This window comes from Streptomyces sp. NPDC058534, from assembly GCF_042717365.1.
GTDB lineage: Bacteria > Actinomycetota > Actinomycetes > Streptomycetales > Streptomycetaceae > Streptomyces.
The window spans coordinates 1-26728 of sequence record NZ_JBHXNW010000005.1; the positions used below are offsets into that span (position 1 = coordinate 1).

Consider the following 26728-nt stretch of genomic DNA (forward strand, 5'->3'; position numbering starts at 1 on the left):
CGTGTACACCGGGCTGCTCCCGGGCTTCGTGATCGCCTCCCTCGGCCTGGGCGCGGTCTTCGTCACCGCGACCACCACGGCACTCGCCATGGTCGAGCACCGCGAGGCCGGGCTGGCGTCAGGTGTCGTCAACACCTTCCACGAAGTGGGCGGCTCGATCGGCGTGGCGGTCGTCTCCACCGTCGCGGCCCCCGGTTTCGAGAGCGGATCGGCCGACGGATTCACCGACGCGTTCACGCTCTGCTGCTGCTTGATCGGGTGCTCCTGGTCACGCGCCCATCGTACGGCTCAGTGATCGCCACTGCGCACCCCCTCTGTGACGGCAGGCTGCTCAGTTCGAGATGCGTTGGCAGAGCTGGCGCACGGATTCACCCCCGTGGGGTACGGCATCCGGGTCCGTCAGAAAGGTGGAGAGCCCGTACGGATCGGTGGCGGCGACTTCGGCGGCGGTGCGGTCGCGCCACTTGCCGTAGTCGAAGGTGCGCAGCGCCGGCTCAACCTCGGCCGTGAGGGCGAGAGCACGAGCAGTCCGAGCGCAGCGGGGGGAAGGAGCCCGGACAACCGCGGAGCATCGGGGCAGAACTCCTCCGATGGCGCCCGCGCAAGCCGGGCCGCACCTGCTCATGGCCACCTCCCCGAAGATCGGCCGGCTCGGGTCGCCTCGGCGACAGCGCAGAGAAATGTCAGGCAGATCGACATCCGGCTGATCTCCTTTCTGCCTGGCGGACCTGGCAGAGGGCAAGGACGACGTGATGCGACCGAATCGCCTGAGTGCTGAATGTGACGGAGCGACTGGATACGTCCGCGACAGTTGATCAAGGACTCGGCCGGTGGTGGTAAATGACACCACCGGCCGCCTCCAGGCTCGGGCAGGGTCGCTCGTGAGCCCATCCGGCACGCGTCCGGAACGTCCCGCCGACTAACTGGAGCAGCCCCGCCACCTGGCGGTTGCCGGTCTCGGCTCCGGGAGACGTGCCCGGTGGTGCGTACCCATCGGACAGTGGGGGCCGATGGCGAGTGGAGCACGCATGTCTTCCCCGACGGGCCCCAGCGCTACGTCGGCACGGCCTTCGACGACACCTACTGCCGCGAGCACGGCCTGCTCGCCTGTCAGCCCGCCGACGTCCCCGACGAGATCGCCCGCCCGGGAGACCGGAAGGTGGACCGCTGAACGCGCTGCACCCATGTCACCGACCCCCTGGCCACCACCGGCGCGCCCAGGACACCGGGCACGAACTCGCAGGAGCCACCCGATGAACCGACTGTGGCGACAGACACGCACCTTCCCGGCCCCGGCCAGGTTGTTGATGGCTCGCGTGGCAGCAATTCACCGATACAGAGGCCGGCCTGTCCGATCCGTCGGCCTGCCACCGCGACCACCTGGACCAGGCGCTGGTGCACCTGCGCGCGCCCGACGGACCCTTCGCGGCGTGTACGACGAGCGCGATCCGCCCCAACCATCGCGTGCTGGTCACCCCGAGGCCGAGCAGCCGGGGTGGCGGGGTGAACGATGCCTTCGATTTCGACCTCGACGGACTCGCGCCCGCCGGTGCCGCCTCCGAGGAGGCGGTGGAGATGTTCTGGTCCGGTGACCTGACGGCGCCGTCCCAACACCACACCACGCCCAACGGCTCCCACAGCTTCGACTTCACGTTCAGCGCACTGGAGCCGACGGCCGTCCGCACCGCGGCCGCAACGCGGGTGATCGGCGCCGCGTACGAACCTGACGAGCCGCATGACCCCGACCGCCGCCCCCGAGGTGCTGGGCCACGCCCTGGCCCAGCACCTGGCAGCGCAGACCATCACACGGGGCGGCCCCCGACATTCAGTTCCGCGGCAGCGGCGAAGGCGTTGCCGGCGTGGGAGTCGAGGCCAGTGAGGCGCACGTAGCGGCCCCGCTCGGCGCCGAACTCGACGTTCTGCGGTGTGAGCGCTTCGGTGAAGGAGCCCGTCGCCACCCGCGTCCACGTGGCGCCGTCCTCGGACACCTCGACCCGGTAGTCCTTGATCCGGCCGTTGCGCGCGTTCTGCCGCTGCACGTACTGCAGGCCGGTGACGTCGTACCGCTTCCCCAGGTCCAGGGTGATGTGGTGCGGGAAGTCCGGCGCCCCGCCCGCCCACTGGGTGTGCCAGAACGTGCTCCGGTCACCGTCGACGGCGTTCACCGCGGCGGCGTCCTCGCCTGTGGTCTCCTCGCTGTCGACGTCGTGGACGCGGAGCGTGGACTGGTCGATTGGATCGGGCAGCGGGCGTACCTCGGAGTCGACCGACACGGACCGGCGCGCCACACGGTCGCCCTGGACCGCACTGACCTCACGCACGCCGTTGTAGGTCCCGGCCGGGATGACGCCGTGGCGGTCGAACGCGCCGGACGCGTCCGCGCGCACCGTGTAGACGGTCTTGCCGTCGATGCGGATCTCGACGTATCCGGGCGCGAAGCCGGCCAGCTTCAGCGGGACCCATGTCCCCGCCTTCACGTCGTCCGGAATCGAGAGCTTCGGAGCGTGCGCAGCGGCGGGGGTGCGGTCCTCGGTGTGCGGTGCGGCCGGACGGACGCGGACGGATACCGGGTCTCCCACCGACGGGGTCAGCACGCAGGTCGTGGGCCGGGTGAACGCCGCCTTCACCCCTGCGGTGTAGACGCCGGCGGAGTGGAGGGAGTCGCGTGCCCTGCTCTGGGTGAACGTCACGGGCAGGTCCCGCTTCCCGCAGGTGGCCGTCGCGGTCAGCGGTTCCGTCAGGGCGCTGGCCGAGGCGGGGTCGCCGTCGGTCGACACGGTGTCCGGGACGATCCGGGTGCCGTCCTCGGAGACCTTGGTGCCGGGGGCGGCGACGCGGCCCAGCCCGACCCGGGAGGTCACCGCTCGCGGCGCGGTCGCGTCGGTGCCGGCGACGGTGGCGGCCCACCCCGCCCCCGGGCTCTCGTAGAAGTTGGCGCCTGCCACGGTGAGATGTGAGCCCAGCCGGGCGAGACGCTCACCGAAGTCGGTGACGTTCTTCTGGTCCTTGGGCGTCCAGCCGGTCTCCAGGATCGCGGCGGCGCGCGGCAGGGTGAGGAACTCCGCCTGGTCGCCGCCCCGTACCGTCTCCGACCACAGCGGACCCTCGACGCCGAGCACACCCGACTCGGGGATACCTCCGGAGACGGTGGTCGTCGGGTCCCAGTCGTAGTAGCGCTGGAAGTCGCAGGTGCCGCCGCAGGCCCAGGTCAGGCCGATCGGGGTGTCAGGGGTGTACTTCTGGTCCAGGTAGGAGCCACCCGCGGCGGACACCACGGCCTTGCCGCCCTTGTCGATGAAGTCGCGTACCCAGTCCCCCGAGCCGACCCAGTACTGCACGACCGAGCCGTCCCAGTATCCCGGCTGCTGGGAGAGCCCGGCCTCCGCGTACTCGGACCAGCCCATGATGCCGGTTCCCGTGGCCTCCTTGACGGCGGGTACCGCGCGGGTGACGAAGTCGACGTAGCGCTCGTGGCCCATCGCGTGGGACTCGTCGCCGCCCATGTGCACGTACGGGCCGCCGGTCATCTCGGCGAGCTGCCGGAAGACGTGCTTGACGAACGTGTACGTGAGGTCGTGGCGCTCGTCGAGGGCCGAGTACCCCACGTCACCGCTGCCGTTCCAGTCGACGACACCGGTCTTGGCGTCGCGCGCGGGCAGCGACCGGTCGGTGTTGAGCTGCGGGATCGCGTGCAGCGCGGCGTTGGTGTGACTGGGCACGTCGACCTCGGGTACGACGGTGACGAACCGCTCCTTCGCGTAGGCGACGATGTCGCGGTACTGCTCCTGCGTGTAGTAGCCGGTGCGGCCCAGCTCGTCGCGGTGGCCCCGCTGGTTCATCGCGGTCGTGCCGGACACGCGGTGCAGCGCGCTGTAGTCGATCGGGTCACCCGGCTCCTTGCCGTCGTTGGTGATCTGGATCCGCCAGCCCTGGTCGTCGGCGAGGTGCAGGTGCAGCACGCTCATCTTCATCCGGGACAGGGTGTCGATGTAGCGCTTGACCTCGTCGACCTCCTGGAAGGACCGGGCCACGTCGAGCATCACGCCCCGGTAGGAGAAGCGCGGCGCGTCCTCGATGTGCGTGGCGGGCACGCGCCAGTCCGTGACGACCGGGGTCGCGGAGCCGGCCCACGCGGGCAGCAGCTGACGCAGCGTCTGGACACCGTTGAAGGCTCCGTGCGCGGTGCGCGCGGTGATCGAGACATCGCGGCTGTTCACGTCCAGGACATACGACTCGGCGGTGGGCGCCGCGCCGTCGACGGTGTAGTCGGCCTTCGGGTCCACCGTGATGGCAACGGCGTTGCCGTGGCCGTCGCTGCGTACCGGCACCCGGAATCCTGTCGCCCGGCGCAGCTGCCCGGCGAGCTGTTCACCCACATCGGCCGCCTCGCCGCGGGCGACGACCTTGAGGGACGGACGCAGCACGAACGGCCGCTCGCCGGCGTCCTGTTGCACCACGACCGGACGGGGGACCAGGGCTGTCCCGCCCGGCGCCGCGGCGGTCGGGGCCTGCTCGGCACTGGCCGAGGGTGCGCTCACCAGACCGACGACGGTCGCGAGAACCGCGGCGAACAGCAGATACGGCCTACAACGCCTGGATGGCACGGGACTTCTCTTCTTCCGCAAACGCACGGATACTCCCTAGGGGTAATCGCTGGTGCACGTACTTGCATGAAGAGCGTGGTTTTCTTGCAGGATTGAGCACTATAGCGCCGCGCGTCGAAGTGGTCTAGTCCCTTTGCGGTCCCCCAGGACGTTCACCCCCGCGTCGCGTTCTCCGTCAACCGCTTCCGGATCCCCCCGAAGTGATGCCGCATCGCCTCGGCGGCGCGCTCGCCGTCCCTGGCCTCGAAGGCGTCGACGATCGCCCGGTGCTGACGGCAGGTCACCTCCGGATCCTGGTGGTCGTCGGCCAGTTCGGTGCGGACGCGGCGCAGGGCGGCCCAGAAGGCGTCGAGGACTTCGCTCAGCAGGTGGTTGTTGATGGGGCGGTAGAGGGCGAGGTGGAAGGCCCGGTCCGTGGCAGCGCTGACGCGGCCGTCCCGCTCGGCCTCGTGCTCCATCTCGGCGACGAGGCCGGAGAGGACCGCGATGTCCTCCTGCGGTATCACGCGCGCCACCTGCGCGATCAATCCCGCCTCAAGAGCCTCGCGCACCTCCATCAACTCGTACAGGCTCGGCTCGCCCAGGCGCTGCCGGACCGCCGCACGGAAGGCCATGCCCTCCACGAACGGGTCGAGGGAGAGCGAGCCGACGTAGGTTCCGTATCCGTGGCGGATCTCGACGATGCACACGGCTTGCAGCGCCTTGAGTGCCTCGCGCACCGAATTGCGGCTCACGTCGATGAGCGCGACGAGTTCGGCCTCGGTCGGCAGGGGGTCACCAGGGGCCAGCCCTCGCTCCAGGATGAGTCGCTTGATCTGCACCTGGACGTCCTCGGTCCGCGTTGCTCGCGCCACACTCGCTCTCCCGTCTTCTGCGGGCCCGCCCACCGCTGCGGACCCAAGGGGCCTTGACCGGTCCCGGTCTGCCGTGCGTATTGTGGCGCAGACCTTGGACATCCCACGTCTTACGTCAGATCTAGTGAACCACGCATCACCCACCGGAGTCACCATGCCCGCCAGCACCCCACTGCCCGCCGGCCCCCTGCAAGGCGTCGTCCCGCCCGTCTGCACGCCTCTCGCCCCAGACGGCGACATCGACACCGCCTCGCTCACCCGACTCGTGGAACACCTGATCGCGGGCGGCGTGCACGGTCTCTTCGCACTCGGCTCCACCAGCGAGGTCGCCTACCTCACCGACGCCCAGCGCGCTCTGGTTCTCAAGACGGTGGTCGACGCGACCGCGGGCCGGGTGCCGGTGCTCGCCGGAGTCATCGACACCACCACGCCGCGCGTCCTCGACCACGCCCGCACGGCCCGGGACCTGGGGGCCGACGCGTTGGTCGCGACCGCGCCGTTCTACACCCGTACCCATCCCGCCGAGATCGCCGGGCACTTCCGGCGGCTGCGCGCGGACTCCGGAATGCCGCTGTTCGCGTACGACCTCCCGGTCTCCGTGCACAGCAAGCTCTCCGCCCCGCTGGTGCGGGAGCTGGCCGAGGACGGCACCCTGTCGGGTCTGAAGGACAGCAGCGGCGACGAGGGCGGGCTGCGCCGTCTCATCGTCGAACTCGGCGGTCGCGAGGGCAGGCGCTCCGGCCCGGCCCCCGGCTTCTCGATCCTCACGGGCTCCGAACTCACGGTGGACGCGGCGCTGCTGGCGGGCGTGGACGGCGTCGTGCCGGGCATCGGCAATGTCGACCCGGCCGGCTATGTGCGCCTGTACGACGCGGCCCGCGGCGGAGACTGGCACCTGGCGGCCAAGGAGCAGGAGATCCTGGTCGCCCTCTTCTCGATGGTCGACGTCGGGGCCGAGGCCGAGATGAGCCGCAGTTCCTCCGCCCTGGGCGCCTTCAAGGCCGCCCTGTACCTGCGCGGGGTCATCGACCACCCGTTCACGGCCTTCCCGCAGCTCCCGCTCGGCGAGGACGCCGTCGCCCGGGTGCGGGAGCTGGTGGCGGCGGCCGGCCTGGAGCCCGTGCGATGAGCACGCCGCATCCCGGCACACCGGCCGAGCGTCGCCCGGTGATCGCGCTCGACCTGGGCGGCACCAAGATCGCGGCGGCCCTTGTGGCTGCGGACGGCACTCTGTCCGGCCGCAGCACCCGTCCCACGCCCGGATCGGCGGGCCCGACCGCGGTGCTCGACGCCCTGACGGACGCCGTCGCCGACACCATCGCCGCGGCCGGCCGCTCCACCGACGCCGTCCGGGCCGTCGGGGTCGCCTCCCCGGGAGTGGTCGACCCGGTGTCCGGCACCGTGCGAGCCGCCACCACACAGCTGCGGGACTGGACCGGTACCCGGCTGGGACCGGAGCTGGCCGCCCGTACCGGCCTGCCGGTGGCCTGTGACAACGACGTACGGGCCGCGGCCGGGGCCGAGCCGGCCTCGCTCGCCTCACCCTCCGCGTCGTTCCTGCTGCTGTTCGTGGGCACCGGCGTGGGTGGCGCGGTCGCCGTCGAGGGGCGCATGCTGCACGGTCACACGGGGATCGCCGGGCACCTGGGGCATCTTCCGGTACCCGAGGCCGACGGGCTGCTGTGCACCTGCGGCGCCATCGGCCACCTGGAGGCCGTCGCCGCCGGCCCGGGGATCACGGCCCTGTACGAGCGGCGTTCCGGGCGCGGCGCCGACCGGCTGGAGACCGTGGTCCGCCGTGCCGAGTCGGGCGACGCGTTCGCGGCCGAGGCCATCGAGACCGGGGCCCGAGCCGCGGGCCGGGTCCTGGGTGGCCTCGCCAACGCGTTCGGGCCCGATGCCGTTGTCGTCGGCGGAGGCGTGGCCGGTATCGGCGAGCGCTACTGGGTGCCGCTGCGCGCGGCGTTCGCCGCCGAGCGGATGGCTCCCCTGAGCGGTCTCGTGCCGCGTCCTCCGCGCGCCGGCTCGGACACCGCGCTGCTCGGTGCGGCCGCCCTGGCCGACATCGCGCCGCTGCACCGGCCACCGGCCGCCGCAACACCCCTGCCCATACCCGTGGCCGCCGCCGCGCCGGCCGAGGAGCACGCCTCATGACGACCGACTCCCACGACCGCCTCGCCTTCGCACCGCACGGCCGTCTGATCGTCTCCTGCCAGGCCCCGACGGGCAGCCCGCTGCGCGACACCGACACCCTGGTACGCATGGCACGAGCCGCTGTCGCCGAGGGCGGTGCTGCGGCCATCCGCGCCAACGGCGCCGATGTGGTCGCGGCCCTCGTGCGGGATCTGCCCGACACCCCGGTCATCGGGCTGTGGAAGGACGGCGACACCGGCGTCCACATCACCCCGACCGCCGGTCACGCGGTGGCCATCGCGGACGCCGGCGCCCGGATCGTGGCCGTCGACGCCACCCTGCGTCCCCGCCCGGACGGCGCGTCCTTCGCCGACACCGTGACGGCCGTGCACGCGGCGGGCGCGCTGGTCATGGCCGACGTGGCCACCCTGGACGAGGGCCGCGCGGCGCAGGCGGCCGGCGCCGACTACGTATCCACTACTCTGTCCGGCTATACGCCCGACTCCCCGCACCAGGACGGCCCCGACCTGGAGCTGGTCGCCGCACTGGCCCGGGCCCTGGACGTGCCCGTGGTCGCGGAGGGCCGTATCGGCTCCCCCGAGGAGGCTGCCGCAGCGCTCACCGCCGGGGCACACGCCGTCGTCGTGGGCACCGCGATCACCGCGCCCGGAGCGATCGCCGCCCGCTTCTCCGCCACACTGCGGCAGGGCCCGACCGACCCGCAGGCGGCCTGAGTACCGCCACCTCCGACCGCCTGGGGCAACGCCCCACCGAGCCGCGCACTCGATGAAGAGTGCAACCTGGAGACACCGTGACAAGCAAGCCCAAGTCGACTCTCCCCTGGTACCGGGAAGTGAGCCGCACGCAATGGAAGTCGTTCTTCGCCGCCTGGATCGGCTACGTCCTGGACGGATTCGACTTCGTTCTCATCACACTGGTCCTCACCGAGATCAGTGACGAGTTCGGCCTGAGCACGGTCGAGGCCGCCAGTCTGATCTCCGGCGCGTTCATCACCCGCTGGCTGGGCGGCGCGGTGCTCGGTGCGATGGGAGACCGCTTCGGGCGCAAGGCGTCCATGGTGGCGAGCATCCTGCTGTACTCCGTCGGCACCTTCGTGTGCGGCTTCGCGTGGGACTACACGAGCATGTTCACCGCCCGGCTGCTCATCGGCATGGGCATGGCCGGTGAGTACAGCGCGAGTGCGACATACGTCCTGGAGAGCTGGCCGGCACGGCTCCGCAATCGCGCCTCCGGCTTCCTGATCTCCGGATTCTCGATCGGCTCGGTGCTCGCGGCCGAGGCCTACAAGTGGGTCGTGCCGAGCCTGGGCTGGCGCTGGATGTTCTACCTCGGCATCCTTCCGGTGATCGTCGCCCTGTGGGTGCGCCGTGCGCTGCCCGAGGCGGAGGAGTGGAGCGCCTCCGTCGGCGAGCAGAAGGAGCGCCCCAACCCCTTCCGGCCGCTGTTCGCCACCCGCACCCTGGCCACGGTCAACACGGCCCTGGTCGTGCTGGGCACGATCACCCTGTTCGGGGTGTTCACACCGATCGGCGCCGACGCCGTCCCCCTGCTCTCGGTGCTCGCCGGCGCGTGCCTGGTCGCGTTGGCCGTGCAGCTCGGCGGCCGCAAGGGCTGGCTCCTGTACCTGTCCCTGATCGTCACCGTCTTCGTGGCGTTCCTGTACACCTGGCCGATCCAGGCGCTGCTGCCCACGTATCTCAAGAGCGATCTGGGCTACTCCCCCGACCAGGTCACCAACGTCCTGTACTTCGCGGGCTTCGGCACGGCCGCCGGCTGTGTCCTGGCGGGCTTCGTGGGCGACTGGATCGGCACCCGCAAGGCGTACGCCTTCACGCTGATCGCCTCGCTGGCGTTCATCTTCCCGGTGTTCGCGACCCAGGACAACCTGTTCCTGATGGGCGTGCTGATCTTCGCCCTGCAGGCGCTGAGTTTCGGCATCTCCGGGCTGCTGCCGCGCTACATCGGCGGCCACTTCCCCACCGAGAGCCGCGGCTCGGGGCTCGGGTTCACCTACAACGTCGGCGCACTCGGCGGCGCGGTGGCACCCGTCCTGGGCGCCCAGCTCGCCGAAGGCAAGTCCCTGGGCACGTCACTGGCCGTGCTGACCTTCGCCGGCACGATCCTGGTGGTGCTTCTGGTCGGCTTCGATGTCCCGGCCCGTCTCAACCGCGTGATCAACCCGGACGCACCGCGCGATCACCTGGCGGCCGACGGCGGGTCGGACGAGAGCCGGACGGCACCGGAACCGCTCGCTGCTGCGGCAGTGGCCGGCGACACCCCGGCGGGGCGGCAGCCGACCGCGGGAGGCTCCGGGGACCGCAGCTGATCGGCTCGCCCGGTGTGCAGCCACCGGTGCTGCACACCGGCACCGGGTTCCGCGCCGGCGCCGCTCGTACAGGGGCAAGCGTGAGAGGTGGTTGCCGCGGCTACCAGCCTGCTGGAGCAGCGGCGGGAGAAACCCCACGTAGAACCCCACGCGTGCCCGGCTCGTCCCAGCGGCCGACGCTCGGCGCACTCCCCGACTGCTCCACACTCCGGGCCTCGCGGTTCGCCTGTCCGACGGCGGCCTCGCGGGCACGCCGACCGTCCCCGCCGACGGCAGCGCGTCCGCGAAGGTGCGGATGGGCTTCGCCACGGAGGAGCGCCCGAAGCCGGCGGGTCGACGGGTCAACGGGCACAAAGGTGACCGGACCAGAACGAGTTCTGGACGGACAGGCAGCACCGACCCCATCCAAGGACACCTCTTCGATCCTGCCAGCCTGGTCTGCTCGCTGCGAATCGCATCCTGAAATCAAAAGGGCGTGTGGCGCCATGGCGGAAACCGCCTGCCGCGCCTCCGCACCCGGATCCCGACGTGGGGCGGGCGGCAGGAATGGGACGTGCTGGCACGAAGCTTGAGCTCCCGGTACCGCGTCGTCGCGGTCGACCACCGCGGGCATGGCGACAGCGAGCGCCACCCGCGGGACGTCTCCCGGGCGCCTACGTCGCCGACGTCATCGCCGTTGTCGATCAGCTGGCGCTGCCGCGGCCCGTCCTGGTCGGCCAGTCGCTGGGCGGGCACACGGCCATGCTCACCGCCGCCCCACATCCCGGGCTCGTCCGCGCGCTCGTGCTCGTCGAGGCCGGCCCCCGGCGGCCCGAACCCGAACGGCCCAATGGACATCGGCGGATGGCTCGACTCATGGACGACACGGCGCCGTCCCGGTTGGTGAGGATCATCCGCCCGCGGTCGTCGTACCCGGTGCCCGCCTGTGCGTTGGGCTGTCCGTACCCGCCGGGGACTGATCGATCAGCACGATCACCCGGCCGCTGTCCCGGTCCTGGACGATCACGGAGTCGATCACGGACGCTCCGAGACAGCCGCTGCCCGGGTAACGGAGGATAGTACGTACAGGCTCCCAGCTGCGGCCGCCGTCGAGGCTGCGCCGCACGACGAAGTTGATGTCGTTGGGGCTGTCGTTGGCGATGCTGACACGCTGGTCGGCGCCGACGATGACCACACCCGACTCGAGGGTCAGCAACGCCGGGATGCGGTAGCTGCGCGAGCCGGCCATGCCGGTGTCCGTCCGCGTCCGGGCGGCCGACACGCACGCCCAGGACCGGACCTCCGCCGCTCCGGAGCTCTAGATAGCGGACCAGGTGAAGGCGGGCACGTGGGTTCCGCTGAAGCCGGCCGGTTTCGCGCCGGCTACGTCGACATCCACATCGACGGCAAGACACTCAGCACAGTGCGTGCCGACGCGACCGGCAGGTTCGCCCGACACGGCGTCATCCCGGCCGCGGCCTACGACACGTGGTCGGGGGACGAACGAGCAGTCCGGGCCCCGACCACGTGCTGCCACTCGACCGGCTCGCTTTGCCACCGCGTCCGCGGAGATGGAGAACGGAGGAATCGTTCTCCGGTCCGTCCGGTCCGGAATTCATGCGCCAGAACGCACAAGGGCCACGCGTTGACGAGGCTCTGCGCGCAAAAAATCCGTGCGCGTAGACTGCTCGGCAAAAGCGAGGAGGAACAGGTGGCGGCACATTCCCGATGGACTCAGCTGCTGGAGATGCTCAGCAACGAGGGTCACGTCGACGTACTCGACGCTGCTGAGCGGTTGGGATGTTCTGCTGCCACGATCCGGCGGGACCTGGACGAGCTGGCCCGGCAGAACCTGCTGACGCGTACGCGAGGCGGTGCGGTGGTCAGCTCTGTGGCCTATGACCTGCCGCTGCGATACAAGGTGGCCCGAAAAGCGGATGAGAAGCTGCGCATCGCCAAGGCGGCCGCCGCGCTGATCCCGTCAGGCTCCACCGTGGGCATCAACGGGGGTACGACGGCATCGGAGGTGGCTCGGGAACTGGCTGTACGACCGGACTCCGGCGACGAGAGCGGCGGTACCACACTGACCGTTGTAACCAACGCAATCAACATCGCGAACGAGTTGGCAGTCCGTCCGCATGTGAAGATCGTCGTCACTGGCGGAGTGGCCCGGCCGAACTCCTACGAACTCGTCGGCCCGCTGGTCAATTCCGTCCTCCATGGCTTGGCGCTGGACTACACGATCCTGGGCGTGGATGCCGTTCACCCGCGCTTGGGAGCAGCCACTCACGACGAGTCGGAGGCCGGTGCCAACCGCGCCCTGGCCGATTGCGCGAGCAAGGTTGTCCTCGTGGCCGACTCGTCCAAGCTGGGTCGCCGGGCCTTCGCCCTGGTCTGCGAGATGAGCACCGTCTCGGTTCTCGTGACGGACAAGGAGGCTCCCACGGAGCTCGTCGAAGAGATTTCGAGCCGAGGGATCGAAGTCTTGTGCGTGTAACGCGCCCGCCTCACTGACAGCACACCGAGCCGGCTGCGTGTGCGGAAGGAGGAAGGCCTGCCGTTCGCCGGTCGGTCCGGCCGCCACCACAGCAACCGTCTCCTCCTCCGGTACGCCGAGGGCTGAGCGAGATGCTGCACGCCCGGGGTGCCATCACCTCCTTCCAGAGGAACCGAAGTTCAGGGTCCCTGGCACGGTCGTCACTCCGCTTCCAGCCTCGTATGACCCTCACGTCACCGCGACGGCCGGGGTTCATCTCGCGTGGCCCTTGCCGTCCATGACCGTGAACGCGTGGCGGGGAACGCGGATTCACCTGTGTCGTCTGTTGGCTCGATCATGTGCTCCCAGGCAAGTAGTCCGGCCCCAAGACACCCGGCTTGGTCACCCAGTTCCGCGCGCACGAGGCGTGGACGTCTTTGGAAGGTCAGCCGTTCGGCCAGGCGGGTCCGGATCGGGTCCAGGAGGAGGTCGCCCGCTTCTGCGAGGCCACCGCCCACCACGATCAGCCCCGGGGCCAGCAGCGTCACCGCGGTCGTGAAAGCCGTCACCAAGGCGTCGACTGCCCGGTTCCAGACCGTGAGTGCGTGGGGGTCTCGCTGTGCCACGAGGGCCGCCACCTCGTCGGCACCCTCGACAGGGCGGCCGGACCGGACAGTGAACGCGGTGGCTATGGCCGCTGCGGTCGCCACCGTCTCCACACACCCGCGGCCACCACACACGCACTCGGCACCGTTGGCATCGACAACGATGTGCCCGAGTTCCCCGGCGAAGCCCCCGCCCCTCAGGGGTCTACCGTCGCTGATGACTGCCGCGGAGACGCCGGTTCCGATGGGGACGAAAAGCACATCCCGAGCAGCGCGAGCGGCACCGAGGACTCGCTCGGCGTGAGCGCCGGCACGTACGTCGTGCCCCAATGTCACGGGGATGCCCGTGCGTTGTTCGAGGATGGCGCCGAGCGGCAGGTCGCGCCAACCGATGTTGCCCGAGTAGACGGCGCGGGCGCTGTCTTCGTCCACGATGCCGGGTACGACGACCCCCGCCCGCAGAGCGGTGAGCCCCATGGCCGACGCCTGCTTGGCGAGCGACTCCAGTGCGGCTGCCATGTGTGCGACCACCGCTTCGGGTCCGGCGGCCCTATGTGTCGGTCGGCGCTGGGTGAGTAGCGGCTGCAGGCGACAGTCCAGGAGTGCCCCCTTCATACCGGTGCCTCCCACGTCCAGGGCGATCACACACTCGTTGTCACGGTCAGGCATGCGTGAACTCCTTGGAAGCCGGAGTGAGGCAGGGGAGGGCTGCGCGAACGAGTCAATTGTTTGCATCATAATGATTCCATAACCCCTATTTTCTACAGTTCCACGCAAATGCGCACCTTCGGCGACGCTTACGGGTGCGCCACGCACCCAACGGCGTGGACGTCCCCCACCGTCAGGATTGACCGGCCCTCCTGGCTCACAGCGCCGCGAAGGCCTCGTACACCGCGGTGCAGGTGCGGTCGATGTCGTCCTCGTTGAGTGCCGCCGAGACGAACCAACAGGCCAGGCCGTAGACGTTGACGTGGATCCCGCGGCGCAGCAGTTCGTGGCGGAACAGCTGGTAGCGCGCCAGATCGGCCGCGAACAGGTCGCGGTAGTGGCGGGTGGGGGAGCCGTCGGCCGAGAAGACGACCTGGAACATCGCGCCGACCCCCTGCACGGCGCAGGGAATGCCGTGGTCGCGGGAGGCCCTGCGGATGGCCTCCATCACGCGTCGGCCGGCCTCGTCGATACTCCGCTGCACCGCGGGATCGGACAGCCGGTCCACCGTCACGAGCGCGGCGGTCGCGCACAGCGGCGACCCGTTGTACGTGCCGCCGTGCTTGATCCGGTTGTCGCCCACCTGTTCCATGATGTCCCGGCGGCCGGCGAAGGCTGACAGCGGTATCCCGCCGCCGAGCGCCTTCGAGTAGACCGCGAGGTCGGGCACCACGCCGAAGAGCGCCTGCGCCCCGCCCGGACCGGTGCGGAAGCCGGTGCAGACCTCGTCGAAGATCAGCACGATGTCCCGGTCGGTGCACTCCTCGCGCAGCGTTTCGAGGAAGCCGGGAAGCGGCATGGTGCAGGCGTTGTTGGCGACGATCGGCTCGCAGATCACGGCGGCGATCCGGCCGCGGTGCGCGTCGAGGACGGAGCGCAGCACGTCGACGTCGTTCCAGGGGCAGACCAGGACGTCGTCGAGCACGCCCTGCGGAATGCCCCGCGAGTGCGGCCGGACGGCGGGCGAGTGGTATGGGCCGACCTCGGCCTCGGGCGCCTTGGCGGACACCGCGAGCGTGTCGGTCCAGCCGTGGTAGTGGCCCTCGAACTTGACGACGACCGAGCGGCCGGTGAAGCCCCGTGCCGCCCGCACGGCGCCCTGGACTGCTTCGGAGCCGGAGTTGGCGTAGCGCACGAGGTCGGCGCAGGGCACCGACGCGCAGATCCGCTCGGCCAGTTCGACCTCCGGAACGTTGCAGGTGCCGAACATCGTGCCGCTCGCGAGCACCGCGGACAGGGCCTCGGTCAGCAGCGGGTTGGCGTGCCCGAGCACGGCGCTTCCGTACGAGAGCAGATAGTCGACGTAGGTGTTGCCGTCGACATCTCGGATGTGAGCCCCGGAGCCGCTCTCCATGTAGAGCGGGTGGGGCTCCGTACCCGTCGTCGTGATGCGGGACGAGGAACTGGTCCCGCCCGCCAGCGACTGCTGCGCCCGCTCGAACAGTTCGCGACTCTTGTGATGGTCCATCATTTTCTCCTGCTTTGTGTTTTTTTAGGCGTTGACACCGTTACGGGCGAAAGTCAGACTTCATGCCCGGATCCGGGACTGGAGATTCCGGGCCAGCAGATCCGAGTGCGTCGAGAAGGAGCGAAAACACATGGTCGAGAAGGTGGCCGTCATCACCGGCGGCGGCAGCGGAATCGGGCGTGCCACCGCCCTCGGACTGATCGCCGCGGGCTGGACGGTGGGGCTGGTCGGTCGCCGGCGGGCCGCGCTGGAGGAGACCGCGCGGCTGGCGGGCGAGCGTGCGGACCAGGCCGTTCCGCTGCCCGCGGACATCACCGACTCACAGGCCGTCGTCCACCTGTTCGCCGCCGTAGGCGAGCGCTTCGGGCGGATCGACCTGCTCTTCAACAACGCCGCCGACACCATGCCGTACACCCCCACGGAGGATGTCTCGGCCGAAGACTGGCACCGGGTGATGGACTCGATAGCGACCGGCACCTTCCTGTGTTCGCGGGAGGCCTTCCGGATGATGAAGAAGCAGACCCCGCGCGGCGGCCGGATCATCAACAACGGCGCCCCCTCGGCCCATGTGCCGCGCCCGGACTCGATCGCCTTCACCGCCGCCAAGCACGCCGTCGCCGGCATGACCCGCTCACTGTCCCTCGACGGCCGCCGCCACGGCATCGCCTGCGGCCAGATCGACATCGGCAACGTGACCCCCGCCGACCGGCCGCAGCCCGCCGTCCGCCAGGCCGACGGCGGCCTCCGGGTCGAGCCGACCATGGACATGCGCCACGTCGTCGACGTGGTCCTGACGATGGCCGGCCTACCCGTGGACGTGAACATCCAGTCGGTCACCGTGATGCCCAGCGCGATGCCGTACGTCGGCCGCGGTTAGGCCCCGGCTTCCGGGCCCTGCCGGGCCCCGGACGCGGGTCCGGCGGGCCGGTACTCCGTGAAGTGGTGCTCGGCGAAGAGGTCCGGCCACCGGTCGCCCGCCAGCCCGAGCTCCCGTGCCCGCCCCAGCATGTGGCGCCAGTACGGCTTGGCCGGGGGCCAGCGCACGCCGCCCTGGACGTACGAACTGTCCACCATGTAGCGCTCGCGTGACTCGCCCCGGGGTGCCGCGCGCCGGGTGTGGAACAGCGCGGAGTGGATCAGCACCGTTGATCCGGGCTGCAGTTCCCCGATGAACACCTCGCCGGGCACCTCGACCGTGCCGAGATGCGCGCGTGCCGTCTTCTCGGCCGTCTGCCGGTGCGAGCCCGGCAGGAGTGCGAGCCCGCCCACGGAGGCGTTCAGCCCGCCGAGGTAGTGCAGGGCGTGGACCATGACATGGGTGCGCTCCCCCTGCGGCTCCTGCTCGTAGTCGTGGTGCCAGTCCTTGCCCGGGGAGCCCGGCGGGCGCCGGTCGCTGTGCAGATGATGGAAGGCGAAGGCCGGCCCGAGCAGCTGCGCGAGTACGGCAAGCAGCGGCGGATGGACCAGCAGCCGGCCGTGTGCCTCCATCTCCAGCTCCATCAGGGGTGGTATGCCGTGTGCCTCGGGGGAGACGGCCGAGGCTATCGACCGCTCCCGCAGGCCCGAGTCGACCCAGTGGTCGACCTCCGCCTTGGTGCGCTCCACGAGCGGGGCCGGGAGAAAGCCGGGTAGGACGAGATAACCGTCCTCGTCGAACTGCTTGATGTCGGCGGCGCCAAGTTCGGGCACCGCCGTGCCGCTGCCCGCTGCTGCGTCGAACCTGTTGTTCCCCATGACCGAAACGATAGCGTCGCACGCGGAAAACTGCACAAAACTCATCGGGTTCAGCCATGTTCAATCAGGTTCATGCATACTGCTATCAGTTCTGCATGACCCGAAACCGACGTGACGTCACCGACGCAGCCTGGAAGCCCACATGCACCCTTCATCCGCCGACCCCCTCGTCTCGGTGGTCGTGACCTCCTACGACTACGCGACCGTCCTGCCCCGGGCCCTGGACAGCGTCCTGGTCCAGACCCAGGGCGACTGGGAGCTGATCGTCGTCGACGACGGCAGCACCGACTCCTCGCGCCAGGTCGCCCAGACCTTCGCCGACGCCCACCCCGACCGCAGGGTGACCCTGCTCTTCGCCCGCAACGGCGGCTTGGGCCGGGCCCGCAACCTCGGCATATCCGTGGCCCGCGGAAAGTACATCACCTGCCTAGACGCCGACGATCACTTCGCCCCCACCGCGCTGGAGAAGCTGTCGGCGGCGCTGGAGAGCGACCCGTCCGCCGACGTTGCCCGGCCCTTCCTGCAGTCCTTCGGCGTGGAGCAACGGATCTGGGAGTACCCGGCGTACGACTTCGACGCCTCGACCTCGGTGAACCAGGCGCCGTACTGCGCCCTGTTCCGCCGCACGGCATGGCAGCGCGCGGGCGGCTACGACGAGGGCATGCCAGCCTACGAGGACTGGAACTTCTGGATCGCCCTGGGCAAGCACGGCTGCCATATGACACGGGTCGCCGAACCGCTGCTCCACTACCGCACCAGCACCGACGGTATGTTCGCCCGGCATCGCGGCCACGACCTCGTCCTGCGCGCCACCCTCGTGGCCCACCACCCCGAGGTCTACGACGCCGCCTCCCAGAAGCTGGCGGAGCGCATCCTCGCCGGGGAGGACGTCGACGCCGAACTGGCCACGGGCACGCCACACGCCATCTTCGACCTCTCCTACCGTGCGCGCACCCTGAGGGGCGAGGACATCAGCACGGACTTCGGCGCCGTGAGCTGATCCATGACGGACGACATCATCGTGGCCCGCGCCCTCACGAAGCGGTTCCGCACCGCGAGGAAGCGGCCGGGCCTGCGCGGGGCGGTCCGTCATCTGCTGCGGGGCGAGTGGGAGGAGCGGACCGCCGTCGACGCCATCGACCTGCGCGTCGCGCCGGGCGAGAGCGTGGCGTACGTCGGACCGAACGGCGCCGGGAAGTCCACGACCGTCAAAATGCTCACCGGCGTGCTGACGCCGACGTCCGGCGACCTGAGCGTGGCCGGTGTCGTCCCCTACGCGGACCGCACCGCCAACGCCCGGAACATCGGCGTCGTCTTCGGGCAGCGCACCCAGCTGTGGTGGGATCTGCCCGTGCGGGAGTCCTTCCGGCTGCTCGCGGACATCTACCTCGTACCGCAACGGGACTTCACGCGCCGCCTGGACGAACTGGTCGCGCTCCTGGGCATCGAGGAACTGCTGGAGCGGCCCGTGCGCCAGCTGTCGCTCGGCCAGCGGGTCACGTGCGACGTCGCCGCCGCGCTGCTGCACGCCCCGCCGGTCCTGTTCCTCGACGAGCCCACGATCGGTCTCGACGTCTCGGTCAAGGCGCGGCTGAGGGAGTTCCTCGGCACCCTCAACCGGGAACGGGGTGTCACCGTCGTGCTCACGTCGCACGACCTCGGCGACGTGGAGTCCCTGTGCGGCCGTATCGTGCTGATCGACCGGGCGAGGATCCTGCTGGACATGCCCGTCTCCACGATGCTCGCCACCTACGGGACGGGCCGCACCGTCACCGTGCGCAGCCGCGAGCGCCTGTCGTCGTCGGGCGGAGCACGCTTCGAGGCCCGCTACGGCGACCGGGCCGTCATCGCCCAGCACGACGCCCACACCCTCCTGATCAGCTACGACCAGACCTCCCTCGCCACCGCCGACGTCATCTCGTACGCACTCACCGACCTCCCCCTCGACGACATACACGTGGGCACACCGGGCATCGAGGAGATCATCAGGGACCTGTACGAGGGCGCCCATGCCGTCGGCTGACGCCGTCGCCCCCGGCCACTCCGTCCGCCCCGCCGTCCGCACCCCGTACGCAGCCCTCTACCTCACCTCCCTCCAGCAGGTCATGGCCCACCGCCGGGCGGCCCTGATCGACCTCGCGGGCAACGCCGTCTGGGCCGCCGTCCTCTACTACCTGTGGCGCTCGGTCTTCGCCGACAGCCCCGGCATCGGCGGTTACTCGTGGGAGCAGATGCGCACCTACGTGCTGCTCTCCTACGTGCTCGGCCAACTCGTGTCGTTCCGTGCCGAGATGCAGATGCACCGGGACATCCGCTCCGGACAGGTCGCCGTCGACCTCGTCCGCCCGGTGAACTATCCGGCCATGCAGCTGGTCCGCGCACTCGGTAGCGGCACACCGGAGGCCGTGGGCGCCCTCGCCGGTGCCCTGGCTGTCGGCGGCGCGGTCCTGCACGTGCTGCCCCCGGCATCGGTGACAGCGGCGCTCCTCTTCCTCGCCACCGCGGTGGCCGGCGTCGCGGTGAACCTGATGCTCTGCTTCCTCACCAGCCTGCTCTGCTTCTGGACCGAGAGCGCCTACGGCCTGATCCTGGCGCGCCAGGCCGTCACCACCTTCCTTGCGGGCACCATGGTGCCCCTCGCCCTCTTCCCGGGACCGCTGCGCACGGTCGCCGAGTGGCTACCGTTCAGCGCGATCGTCTCCACGCCCGTCCAGATCTACCTGGGCAGGATCTCCGGCGACGAGGCCCTTCTCGCCCTCGTACGGCAGGCGGGCTGGGTCGCGGCCCTCGGGGCCCTGACGGTCGTGCTGTGGCGCACGGCGCGCCACCACCTCACGGTCAACGGAGGATGACAGGCATGACGAGCCCCGGCGCCCGGTACCTGGCCTCGGCCGCCCGGCTGTACCGGCTCAGGATGCAGGCCCAACTGGAGTACAGGGCGGACTTCGTCGTCGGCGTCCTGGGCGCGCTGTGCCTGCACTGCGCCGGATTCGGCGCCGTGTGGCTCATCCTGCGCCAGGTGCCCGACATCGCCGGCTGGACGATCTGGCAGCTGTCCGTCACCTACGCGCTGGCGATCGTCCCGGGCGGACTGTGCGTGATGTTCCTCGACGGCATGTGGGAGCTGCGCCATCTGGTCGTCAAGGGCGAGTTCGACCAACTGCTCACCCGTCCGGTCTCCCCGCTGCTCCAACTGTGCACGCTACGGGCGAACCCGGCGGGCGCCGGGGACGTCGCCCTCGGGCTGACCCTGCTGGTCCTCGCGGCCCGGCACGGCGCGCTGCCCGTGACCGCTGCCTCGGTCGCCGTGCTCGTCGTCGCCGTGCTCAACGGCGTGGTGGTCGTGGGCTCGCTGAATCTGGCCACCAACAGCCTGGTGTTCTGGGACGGAGCGGAGCACAACAACATCTCGCTGCTGGTGGGGAACACCGCCGAGATGGCCAAGTTCCCGCTCACGCTCTACGACTCCGCCGTGCGGTTCACCTTCACCTTCGTTCTTCCCTTCGGTCTTCTCAGCTACTACCCGGCCCTGGCGTTGGAGAGCGACGGGTTGGAACGCGCGGGGCGAGTCGTGCTGTTCGTTCTCGGCGGCGCGGGAACCGCGCTGGCGGCCCGGCTGGTCTGGCGCGCCGGCCTGAAGCGGTACCAGGGCGCGGGCTGAGCGGACGCACGCCACCGGGCCCCTCGCTCACCGCTGGACGCTGTCGGTACGAGCCAGGGCCCTGTTTGACCGACCAGCAGTTCGCGGCACTTCAAGCGCCCTCGGAGCTGGACCTCGACGATGCGGGCTTCGACTTCTCGGCACTGCCGGATTTCAGGGGCCGCGCCAGACGGAACGAGGCCGGCCGACGGCTCAGGACCCAGGACGTGTGTGGGGCCCTGCATCAATGCCAAGGAGCAGGCAACCCAGCCCCATTGCAGCCCTTCGCCCCGCCGATCGGGTGATCGACGGGGCGAAGTCGGGACTCCCTCATGGACTCACAGCGTCGTGCCGCGGTGCGGGGCCCGGTGGGTGTGTCAGACGGTCAGCCGCAGAGCCACTTGGCCCCGCCGTAGCTGGCGTGGTCGTTGCCTACACCGTCGCCACCGTCGGAGACGACGAGCTGGACGTACTTCGCGCCGGAGATGTCGGCGTTCAGCTCGTACGCGCTGTCCGCGGCCTTGAGCACCGGGGACTCGGCCACCTTCTTGCCGTCCGCGAGGACGCTGAACTTCACCGAGCCCGCGGTCCGCTGGGCGTCGTCGACCCCCACCTGAGCGGTCAGCCGTTCGCAGTTCCCGCCGACGTAGTACTTCACGTCGGCCGGTGCGTGCATGCCGAGGCCCTTGGCGAAGTCAACGCCGCCGATGCTGATCGGCCGGCCGTCGCCCGGACCGGCCTCGCCGTTGGACATGTCCTTCTCCACGGGGCCCCAGCCGTTCTCGGCCGACACCCAGTCGGTGTCGCTCACCCAGGTGTCCTTGGTCGGCGGCGGCGCCAGTGTACGGATGAGGAGGTCGCGGCCGACGGACCTGTCCTCGCCGCCCACCTGGTAGGACGTCTTCGCGCTCAGCGAGTAGCTCTGGTACGGGGCGTCGACGGGCGGCGTGACGTTCCACGACGCGGCCGCCTGCTCGCCCGGGGCGACGGAGTCGAACGACGTCGCGCCGGCCGGCTCGGCCTTCCAGCCCTCTGGCACGTCCAGCGTCGCCTCGACGCCCTTGGCCGCCTTCGCCTCGTGGTTGGTGAAGGTGGCCGTCACCTTGTTGGGCTGTCCCGGCTCCAGGGCGCCGTTCTGCGACGCCAGGCCGAGTGTGGCGCAGGCGAGCCGCTCATCGGTGGGTCCCAGGTCGGTGACGGTGAAGTTGTCCAGGACGAAGTCGGCGTTGCCGGGGGCGCCGGGCAGCTTGTTCAATCCGGTCCACACGTCGCCGCAGCCGGCGACGACCCGCTCGCTGAAGTGCCCTGTGGTGGGGGGGGGGGGGGGGGGGGGGTTGGGGGGGGGGGGGGGGGGGGGGGGGGGGGGGGGGGGCAATCGAAGCCGGCGCCGGTGTGCCGGTCCACTGCGCAGTCCCCTCCGGAAGGAGTCCACGCGTGAGTTCCCCGAAGTCGTCGTCCGTGGAGCACCGGTCCGACGGCAGCCAGCCCTGGCTGCACCAGAAGGGCCGGATCATCCAGGAGTTCGGCACCGTCAAGCAGTTCCCCGTGGCGCTGACCATGGAGACCCGCCTCTACTCCGGCCAGCGGCTCAACAAGGTCCTTGCGGACACCCGGATCCTGCACGATCTGTACAAGAAGTACCACTGGCTGATGCGCGGTGCGACGTTCTACCAACTGCACCTGCTGCTGGACAAGCACGCGGGCGAACAGCTCGAACTGATCGACACCCTCGCCGAACGCGTCCAGACGCTGGGCGGCGTGGCGGTGGGCGATCCTCGGCACGTCGCCGAGATCACCACCGTGCCGCGTCCCCCGGACGGCGTGGAAGAGGTGCCGGCGATGCTGTCGCGGCTGCTGGAGGCGCACGAGCTGATCCTGACGGAGTGTCACGACGCGGCGGCCCGCACCCAGGAACTCGGGGACGACGGCACCAACGACCTGCTGGTGTCCGAGGTCGTGCGCACCAACGAACTCCAGGCGTGGTTCGTGGCGGAGCACCTGGTGGACACGCCCCTCGTGCACGTCTGACCCTGCTCCGCCGAAGCCCGCGCCCGCGTGCCCGGGGCCACGGTCCTCACGCTCCGTGCACCCCCGGGCGAGGGCGCTCCTGGTGCCCCTTCGGCCCGGCTGTGGAAGCGTCCGGACCATGGCCCACATGTCCCACGGCGCCCACGGCAGGCCTCCGACCCGCGGGCGGCGCTGGTCCACGTTCCGGCAGTCGCCGTTCTGGCCGGCCACGGTGCTGGTGCTGATCCTCGCCGCCGCGGCGGGTCTCTTCGCGGGCTCGTACACCTACTCGATGGCGGACCCGACGCCGCGCTCGATCCCCACAGCGGTGGTCGGCTCGTACGACGAGGCCCGCAGCCGGGACTTTCTGGACGGCCTGGAGCAGGCGCTGAACGCCTCGGTGAAGGTGCACACCTACGACACCCGGTCCGCGGCGGTCGGGGCGCTCGAGGACCAGGAGGTCTTCGCGATCTTCGAGTTGCGCGAAGGGGGACGGACCGCCGTCCTCGACCTGTCCAGCGCGTCGGGCGCCTCGGTCGCCGAAGTCCTGTCCGACGCGGCACCGCTCGTGGGCCGGAAGACGGGGGTCCAGGTCACCGTCCGGGACATCAACCCGCTCCAGGAGGGCGACCCTCGCGGGCTGGCCATCTTCTACATCTCCCTGGCCGCGGTGATCATCGGGTTCGTCGGCGCGATCCAGCTCAGCGTGCACGCGCGGTCGCTGATCCCGTTCGAGCGCATCCTGTTCACGATGGCCTACGCGCTGCTCGGCGGCTTCGCCATCGCCGCGACGGTGGACTGGCTGCTGGACGCGCTCGACCTGCCGTTCGCCGAGTCGTGGCTGATCCTGGCGCTCACCCTTTTCACCTCCGGCATGGTCTTCACCATGTTCAACACCCTGTTCGGGCGCTGGGCGATGCTGCCGACCTGGGGGCTGATGGTGCTCCTCGGCAATCCCTCGTCCGGCGGCGCGGTGTCATGGCCGCTGCTGCCGTCCCCGCTGGGGGTGATCGGTCAGTGGCTGCCGCCGGGCGCCTCGGTCAACGCGCAGCACACCGCGGTGTACTTCCAGGGCCATCAGCACGTGTTCCCGTTCCTCGTGCTGGGCGGATGGGCCCTGTTGTCCTGCACGGTCTTCTGGGTCTGGCGTCACCGGCACCCCGGCGGGCGCGAGAAGGTGGCGGCGGAGGAGGAGTCCTGAGGCAGGGGTCCCCCGGGCCTCATTCGAGTTCCTGGCGCACGGTCGCGGCGATGCGGGTGAGCGCGGCCCCGAGGTGGCGGCGCTGAGCGGCGGTGAGCGGATCGAACACGAGCCGCTTCACCTGCGCGACGTGTGCCGGCGCGCTCTCGACGAGCTTCTGACGGCCGGCGTCGGTCAGGGTGGCGAGGGTGTACCGACCGTCACCGGGGTCGGGGCGGCGGGTGACCCAGTGGCGGGCTTCGAAGCGGTCCATCACCTTCGACAGGCGGGGCTGGGTGCTGTCGCTGACCCGGGCGAGGTCGCTGAGCCGCATCGTGGCCTCCTCGGCCATGGACAGCTGGGCCAGCACCCCGTACTCGAAGTTGGAGATGCCCGCGTCGCGCTGCAACTGGCGGTCGAGGGCTGCCGGGAGGGCGATGACGACCGTGCGCAGCGCCTGCCACAGATCCTGCTGGTCGTCGTCGAGCCAGGGTGACTGGGTGTCCATGAGCCTCATCATACTTGCCCGGGCAACCTGAATCACTTGCCTGGGAAACTCCCCATGGGTTAGCTTCCAACTTGCACAGGCAAGTAAAAATACTTGCTTGGGCAAGTGAAGAAGCCGATGCCGTCCTGGCGAAGACGTCAACACACCCTGAGGAAGTGCCATGAAGGCCATACGTTTCCACGAGTTCGGCAGCAGCGACGTCCTGCGCTACGAGGACGTCGACCGTCCGGTCCCGGGCACCGGGCAGGTGCTGGTACGGGTGGCGGCCACGTCGTTCAACCCCGTCGACGACCACATTCGCGCCGGTGTCCTGGCCGAGATGATCCCGATCACGCTCCCCTACGTGCCGGGGATCGACGTGGCGGGCACCGTCGCCGAACTCGGCGCGGACGTCACGGGCCTGGAGGTGGGCGACCGGGTCGTGGCGATGCTGCCCCTCGACTCCGCCGGCGGCGCCGCCGAGTACGTGCTCGCCCCGGCCGGGTCCCTGGCCCCGGCGCCCCGGACGAGCGAGCTGGCCGACGCGGCGGCGCTGCCGCTGACCGGTCTGGCGGCCTGGCAGACGGCATTCGAACTCGCCGAGCTGAAGCCAGGTCAGACCGTCCTGGTCAACGGGGCGGGCGGCGCGGTGGGCAGCCTCGTGGTGCAGCTCGCCGTCGACGCGGGTGCGAAGGTCACCGCGGTGGACGCGCCGCCGCACGCCGAGCGCCTTCGGGGCTACGGCGCGGACCGGGTCGTCGGCCCCCTCGACCTCGCCGCGGGCCCGGCCGCCGTAGGCGGTCCGTTCCAGGCCGTGGTGAACCATGTCCGCGTCTCCCCGGAGGAGCTGGGGCGGCTGACGGACTACGTCGCCGACGGCGGGGCCGCCGCCAGCACCGCGGGCCCGATTCCCGAGGATCCCGCCCGTGGGGTGCGCAGCGCGAGCCTGTGGGTCCGGAGCGACGGAGCCCAGCTGGCCGAACTGGTGGCCAAGGTGGACGCGGGCAAGCTCCGGCTGCACGTCGCCGCTCGCCGCCAGGTGGCCGAGCTGGCCGCCGTGCACGCGGACGCCGGCGCCGGGCGGCTGCCCGGCAAGACGGTCGTACTCGCTCCCTGACCCCACCCGGACGGACCGGGCTGCCCGCCGTTCACTCCCCGGCCGGCGGGCGGCCCGGAATCCGAGCCCGCGTTGCGGCCCCGCCCGACCGCCCCGCCCGACCGCCCCGTCTGTTCCGAACGCGGCCCGGCTGCGATCATGAGGACGGAGTTTCCGCCTTCGGTTGGTTGGAGTGCACATGGCCCTCGACGTCGACGCGATCCGCGCGCAGATACCCGCCCTGAAGTCCGGCTCCGCCCGTTTCGACGCGCCGGGCGGCACCCAGACCCCGCAGCCGGTCATCGACGCCATCGGCGAGGCGCTGGCCAACCCGCTGGCCAACCGGGGCCGGACGACCGAGGGCGAGCGCAACGCGGACGGTATCGTCGCGGACGCCCGGAGCGCCCTGGCCGACCTGCTGGGCACCGAGCCGCGGGGGATCGTCCTCGGCCGCAGCGCCACCCAGCTCGCCTACGACCTGTCCCGGACGCTCGCCAAGGCGTGGGCGCCCGGGGACGAGGTGGTCGTCACCCGTCTCGACCACGACTCCAACATCCGCCCCTGGATCCAGGCGGCCGAGGCGGTCGGCGCGCGCGTGCGCCGGGCCGACTTCGACCCGGCCACCGGGGAACTGCATCCCGAGCACATCGAGTCCGTGCTCTCCCCGCGCACCAGGCTGGTCGCCGTGACGGCCGCCTCCAACCTGATCGGCACCATGCCCGACCTGCCGGCCATCGCCCGTCTGACGCACGGCGTCGGCGCGCTGCTGCACGTCGACGCGGTGCACTACGCCTCGCACGCCGTCGTCGACCCGGTGGCGCTCGGCGCGGACACGCTGGTCTGCTCGCCGTACAAGTTCCTCGGTCCGCACCTGGGCGTGCTGGCGGCGCGGCCCGAGTTCCTGGAGACACTGCGCCCGGACAAGCTGCTGCCGTCCAGCGACGCCGTCCCCGAGCGGTTCGAGCTGGGCACGCTGCCGTACGAACTGCTGGCCGGCACCCGTGCCGCGGTGGACTTCCTCGCCGGTCTGGAACCGGACGCGCACGGCGGACGCAGGGAGCGGCTCGTCGCCTCCTTCGCCGCCCTGGAGGCGCACGAGGACGCGCTGCGCGGGCGGATCGAGCGCGGGCTGGCGGACCTCGGCGGGGTCACCGTCCACTCGCGCGCCGCGCGGCGCACACCCACCCTGCTGTTCACGGTGGCGGGCCTGAGCCCGGCCGAGGTGTACCGGCGGCTCGCCGAGCACGGGGTCGACGCGCCCGCCGGCACCTTCTACGCGCTGGAGGCCGCACGCCACCTGGGCCTGGGCGACGAGGGCGCGGTCCGCGTCGGCCTCGCGCCCTACACCAGCGCCGGCGACGTGGACCGCCTCCTGACGGCCCTCGCCGCTCTCACCACCGGCTGACCGGG

Annotated in this window: 24 protein-coding genes and 3 pseudogenes; 18 read left to right on the top strand and 9 right to left on the bottom strand. The window is 70.8% G+C overall.

All coding sequences use genetic code 11. The annotated features are described in order from the left end of the window. Positions 1 to 295 (top strand): annotated as a pseudogene (locus tag ACFWR9_RS03935) (MFS transporter); the annotation flags it as partial. 36 nt (positions 296 to 331) lie between these two features. Here the strand turns inward: ACFWR9_RS03935 and ACFWR9_RS03940 are convergent. Next, positions 332 to 625: a histidine phosphatase family protein gene (locus ACFWR9_RS03940; protein ID WP_383835060.1), complete on the bottom strand. Its 294-nt coding sequence runs from the start codon at positions 623 to 625 to the stop codon at positions 332 to 334. A gap of 375 nt (positions 626 to 1000) precedes the next feature. Between ACFWR9_RS03940 and ACFWR9_RS03945 the strand changes: the two genes are divergently transcribed. Beyond that, positions 1001 to 1171 (top strand): hypothetical protein, encoded by a 171-nt coding sequence (locus ACFWR9_RS03945; protein ID WP_383835063.1) that lies wholly within the window; start codon positions 1001 to 1003, stop codon positions 1169 to 1171. A gap of 137 nt (positions 1172 to 1308) precedes the next feature. Next, positions 1309 to 1485, top strand: a pseudogene (locus ACFWR9_RS03950) (DUF4913 domain-containing protein); the annotation flags it as partial. Between the two features lie 317 nt (positions 1486 to 1802). Here the strand turns inward: ACFWR9_RS03950 and ACFWR9_RS03955 are convergent. Together ACFWR9_RS03955 and ACFWR9_RS03960 are read right to left on the bottom strand one after the other, a co-directional pair. Beyond that, entirely contained in the window at positions 1803 to 4604 is a 2802-nt protein-coding gene (locus tag ACFWR9_RS03955) for a family 20 glycosylhydrolase (RefSeq protein ID WP_383835066.1), read from the bottom strand. Between the two features lie 152 nt (positions 4605 to 4756). Beyond that, positions 4757 to 5458 (bottom strand): FadR/GntR family transcriptional regulator, encoded by a 702-nt coding sequence (locus ACFWR9_RS03960; RefSeq protein ID WP_383835069.1) that lies wholly within the window; start codon positions 5456 to 5458, stop codon positions 4757 to 4759. Positions 5459 to 5612: 154 nt separating this feature from the next. Here ACFWR9_RS03960 and ACFWR9_RS03965 point away from each other — a divergent pair, with 154 nt between their 5' ends. The 5 genes and pseudogenes from ACFWR9_RS03965 to ACFWR9_RS03985 form a co-directional block, all read left to right on the top strand. Continuing rightward, positions 5613 to 6587, top strand: a complete 975-nt coding sequence (locus ACFWR9_RS03965; protein WP_383835072.1) for a dihydrodipicolinate synthase family protein — start codon at positions 5613 to 5615, stop codon at positions 6585 to 6587. After that, positions 6584 to 7612, top strand: a complete 1029-nt coding sequence (locus ACFWR9_RS03970) for an ROK family protein (RefSeq protein ID WP_383835075.1) — start codon at positions 6584 to 6586, stop codon at positions 7610 to 7612. Before ACFWR9_RS03965 ends, ACFWR9_RS03970 begins: the two co-directional genes overlap by 4 nt. After that, positions 7609 to 8325: an N-acetylmannosamine-6-phosphate 2-epimerase gene (locus ACFWR9_RS03975; RefSeq protein ID WP_383835078.1), complete on the top strand. Its 717-nt coding sequence runs from the start codon at positions 7609 to 7611 to the stop codon at positions 8323 to 8325. Before ACFWR9_RS03970 ends, ACFWR9_RS03975 begins: the two co-directional genes overlap by 4 nt. Before the next feature lie 77 nt (positions 8326 to 8402). Further along, complete coding sequence (locus tag ACFWR9_RS03980; RefSeq protein WP_383835081.1) at positions 8403 to 9938, top strand: sialate:H+ symport family MFS transporter; 1536 nt, start codon at positions 8403 to 8405, stop codon at positions 9936 to 9938. Between the two features lie 499 nt (positions 9939 to 10437). Then, positions 10438 to 10803, top strand: a pseudogene (locus tag ACFWR9_RS03985) (alpha/beta fold hydrolase); the annotation flags it as partial. A 24-nt stretch (positions 10804 to 10827) separates the two neighbouring features. On the opposite strand, the gene ACFWR9_RS03990 reads toward ACFWR9_RS03985, so the two are convergent. Beyond that, positions 10828 to 11166 (bottom strand): hypothetical protein, encoded by a 339-nt coding sequence (locus ACFWR9_RS03990; RefSeq protein WP_383835084.1) that lies wholly within the window; start codon positions 11164 to 11166, stop codon positions 10828 to 10830. A gap of 462 nt (positions 11167 to 11628) precedes the next feature. Between ACFWR9_RS03990 and ACFWR9_RS03995 the strand changes: the two genes are divergently transcribed. Next, complete coding sequence (locus tag ACFWR9_RS03995) at positions 11629 to 12414, top strand: DeoR/GlpR family DNA-binding transcription regulator (RefSeq protein ID WP_383835087.1); 786 nt, start codon at positions 11629 to 11631, stop codon at positions 12412 to 12414. A 233-nt stretch (positions 12415 to 12647) separates the two neighbouring features. Here the strand turns inward: ACFWR9_RS03995 and ACFWR9_RS04000 are convergent, their stop codons facing one another. Together ACFWR9_RS04000 and ACFWR9_RS04005 are read right to left on the bottom strand one after the other, a co-directional pair. Then, positions 12648 to 13667, bottom strand: coding sequence for an ROK family protein (locus ACFWR9_RS04000; RefSeq protein ID WP_383835090.1), 1020 nt, complete (start codon positions 13665 to 13667; stop codon positions 12648 to 12650). A gap of 196 nt (positions 13668 to 13863) precedes the next feature. After that, complete coding sequence (locus ACFWR9_RS04005) at positions 13864 to 15177, bottom strand: aspartate aminotransferase family protein (RefSeq protein WP_383835093.1); 1314 nt, start codon at positions 15175 to 15177, stop codon at positions 13864 to 13866. A 127-nt stretch (positions 15178 to 15304) separates the two neighbouring features. Here ACFWR9_RS04005 and ACFWR9_RS04010 point away from each other — a divergent pair, with 127 nt between their 5' ends. After that, positions 15305 to 16051 carry an SDR family oxidoreductase gene (locus ACFWR9_RS04010; RefSeq protein ID WP_383835096.1) on the top strand — a complete coding sequence of 249 codons (747 nt, stop codon included), beginning with the start codon at positions 15305 to 15307 and terminating at the stop codon, positions 16049 to 16051. On the opposite strand, the gene ACFWR9_RS04015 is transcribed toward ACFWR9_RS04010, so the two are convergent. Continuing rightward, the gene (locus tag ACFWR9_RS04015; RefSeq protein ID WP_383835099.1) at positions 16048 to 16908 is read right to left on the bottom strand and encodes a phytanoyl-CoA dioxygenase family protein; all 861 of its coding nucleotides are present in this window, start codon (positions 16906 to 16908) and stop codon (positions 16048 to 16050) included. The two genes, ACFWR9_RS04010 and ACFWR9_RS04015, sit on opposite strands and share 4 nt — an antisense overlap. A gap of 142 nt (positions 16909 to 17050) precedes the next feature. Between ACFWR9_RS04015 and ACFWR9_RS04020 the strand changes: the two genes are divergently transcribed. From ACFWR9_RS04020 to ACFWR9_RS04035, 4 genes are read left to right on the top strand one after another with little or no spacing between them, the layout of a single operon-like run. Continuing rightward, positions 17051 to 17908, top strand: coding sequence for a glycosyltransferase family 2 protein (locus tag ACFWR9_RS04020; protein ID WP_383835102.1), 858 nt, complete (start codon positions 17051 to 17053; stop codon positions 17906 to 17908). A 3-nt stretch (positions 17909 to 17911) separates the two neighbouring features. Beyond that, positions 17912 to 18931, top strand: a complete 1020-nt coding sequence (locus ACFWR9_RS04025) for an ATP-binding cassette domain-containing protein (protein WP_383835105.1) — start codon at positions 17912 to 17914, stop codon at positions 18929 to 18931. Beyond that, positions 18918 to 19760: an ABC transporter permease gene (locus ACFWR9_RS04030; RefSeq protein ID WP_383835107.1), complete on the top strand. Its 843-nt coding sequence runs from the start codon at positions 18918 to 18920 to the stop codon at positions 19758 to 19760. The genes ACFWR9_RS04025 and ACFWR9_RS04030 overlap by 14 nt, the downstream gene beginning before the upstream one ends. A 5-nt stretch (positions 19761 to 19765) precedes the next feature. Further along, on the top strand, positions 19766 to 20569 hold the full coding sequence (locus ACFWR9_RS04035) for an ABC transporter permease (protein WP_383835110.1): 804 nt from the start codon (positions 19766 to 19768) through the stop codon (positions 20567 to 20569). Between the two features lie 364 nt (positions 20570 to 20933). On the opposite strand, the gene ACFWR9_RS04040 is transcribed toward ACFWR9_RS04035, so the two are convergent. After that, complete coding sequence (locus ACFWR9_RS04040) at positions 20934 to 21803, bottom strand: NPCBM/NEW2 domain-containing protein (protein ID WP_383835112.1); 870 nt, start codon at positions 21801 to 21803, stop codon at positions 20934 to 20936. A 179-nt stretch (positions 21804 to 21982) separates the two neighbouring features. On the opposite strand from ACFWR9_RS04040, the gene ACFWR9_RS04045 reads away from it, so the two are divergent. Together ACFWR9_RS04045 and ACFWR9_RS04050 are read left to right on the top strand one after the other, a co-directional pair. Continuing rightward, positions 21983 to 22576: a Dps family protein gene (locus ACFWR9_RS04045; protein WP_383835115.1), complete on the top strand. Its 594-nt coding sequence runs from the start codon at positions 21983 to 21985 to the stop codon at positions 22574 to 22576. Positions 22577 to 22694: 118 nt separating this feature from the next. Continuing rightward, the gene (locus ACFWR9_RS04050) at positions 22695 to 23756 is read left to right on the top strand and encodes an ABC transporter permease (RefSeq protein WP_383835118.1); all 1062 of its coding nucleotides are present in this window, start codon (positions 22695 to 22697) and stop codon (positions 23754 to 23756) included. Positions 23757 to 23775: 19 nt separating this feature from the next. Here the strand turns inward: ACFWR9_RS04050 and ACFWR9_RS04055 are convergent, their stop codons facing one another. Then, positions 23776 to 24243, bottom strand: a complete 468-nt coding sequence (locus ACFWR9_RS04055; protein ID WP_383835121.1) for a MarR family winged helix-turn-helix transcriptional regulator — start codon at positions 24241 to 24243, stop codon at positions 23776 to 23778. A gap of 160 nt (positions 24244 to 24403) precedes the next feature. Here ACFWR9_RS04055 and ACFWR9_RS04060 point away from each other — a divergent pair, with 160 nt between their 5' ends. Continuing rightward, the gene (locus ACFWR9_RS04060; protein ID WP_383835123.1) at positions 24404 to 25339 is read left to right on the top strand and encodes an NADP-dependent oxidoreductase; all 936 of its coding nucleotides are present in this window, start codon (positions 24404 to 24406) and stop codon (positions 25337 to 25339) included. A 178-nt stretch (positions 25340 to 25517) separates the two neighbouring features. Next, positions 25518 to 26723, top strand: coding sequence for a cysteine desulfurase-like protein (locus ACFWR9_RS04065; RefSeq protein ID WP_383835126.1), 1206 nt, complete (start codon positions 25518 to 25520; stop codon positions 26721 to 26723). Positions 26724 to 26728 lie beyond the last annotated feature (5 nt).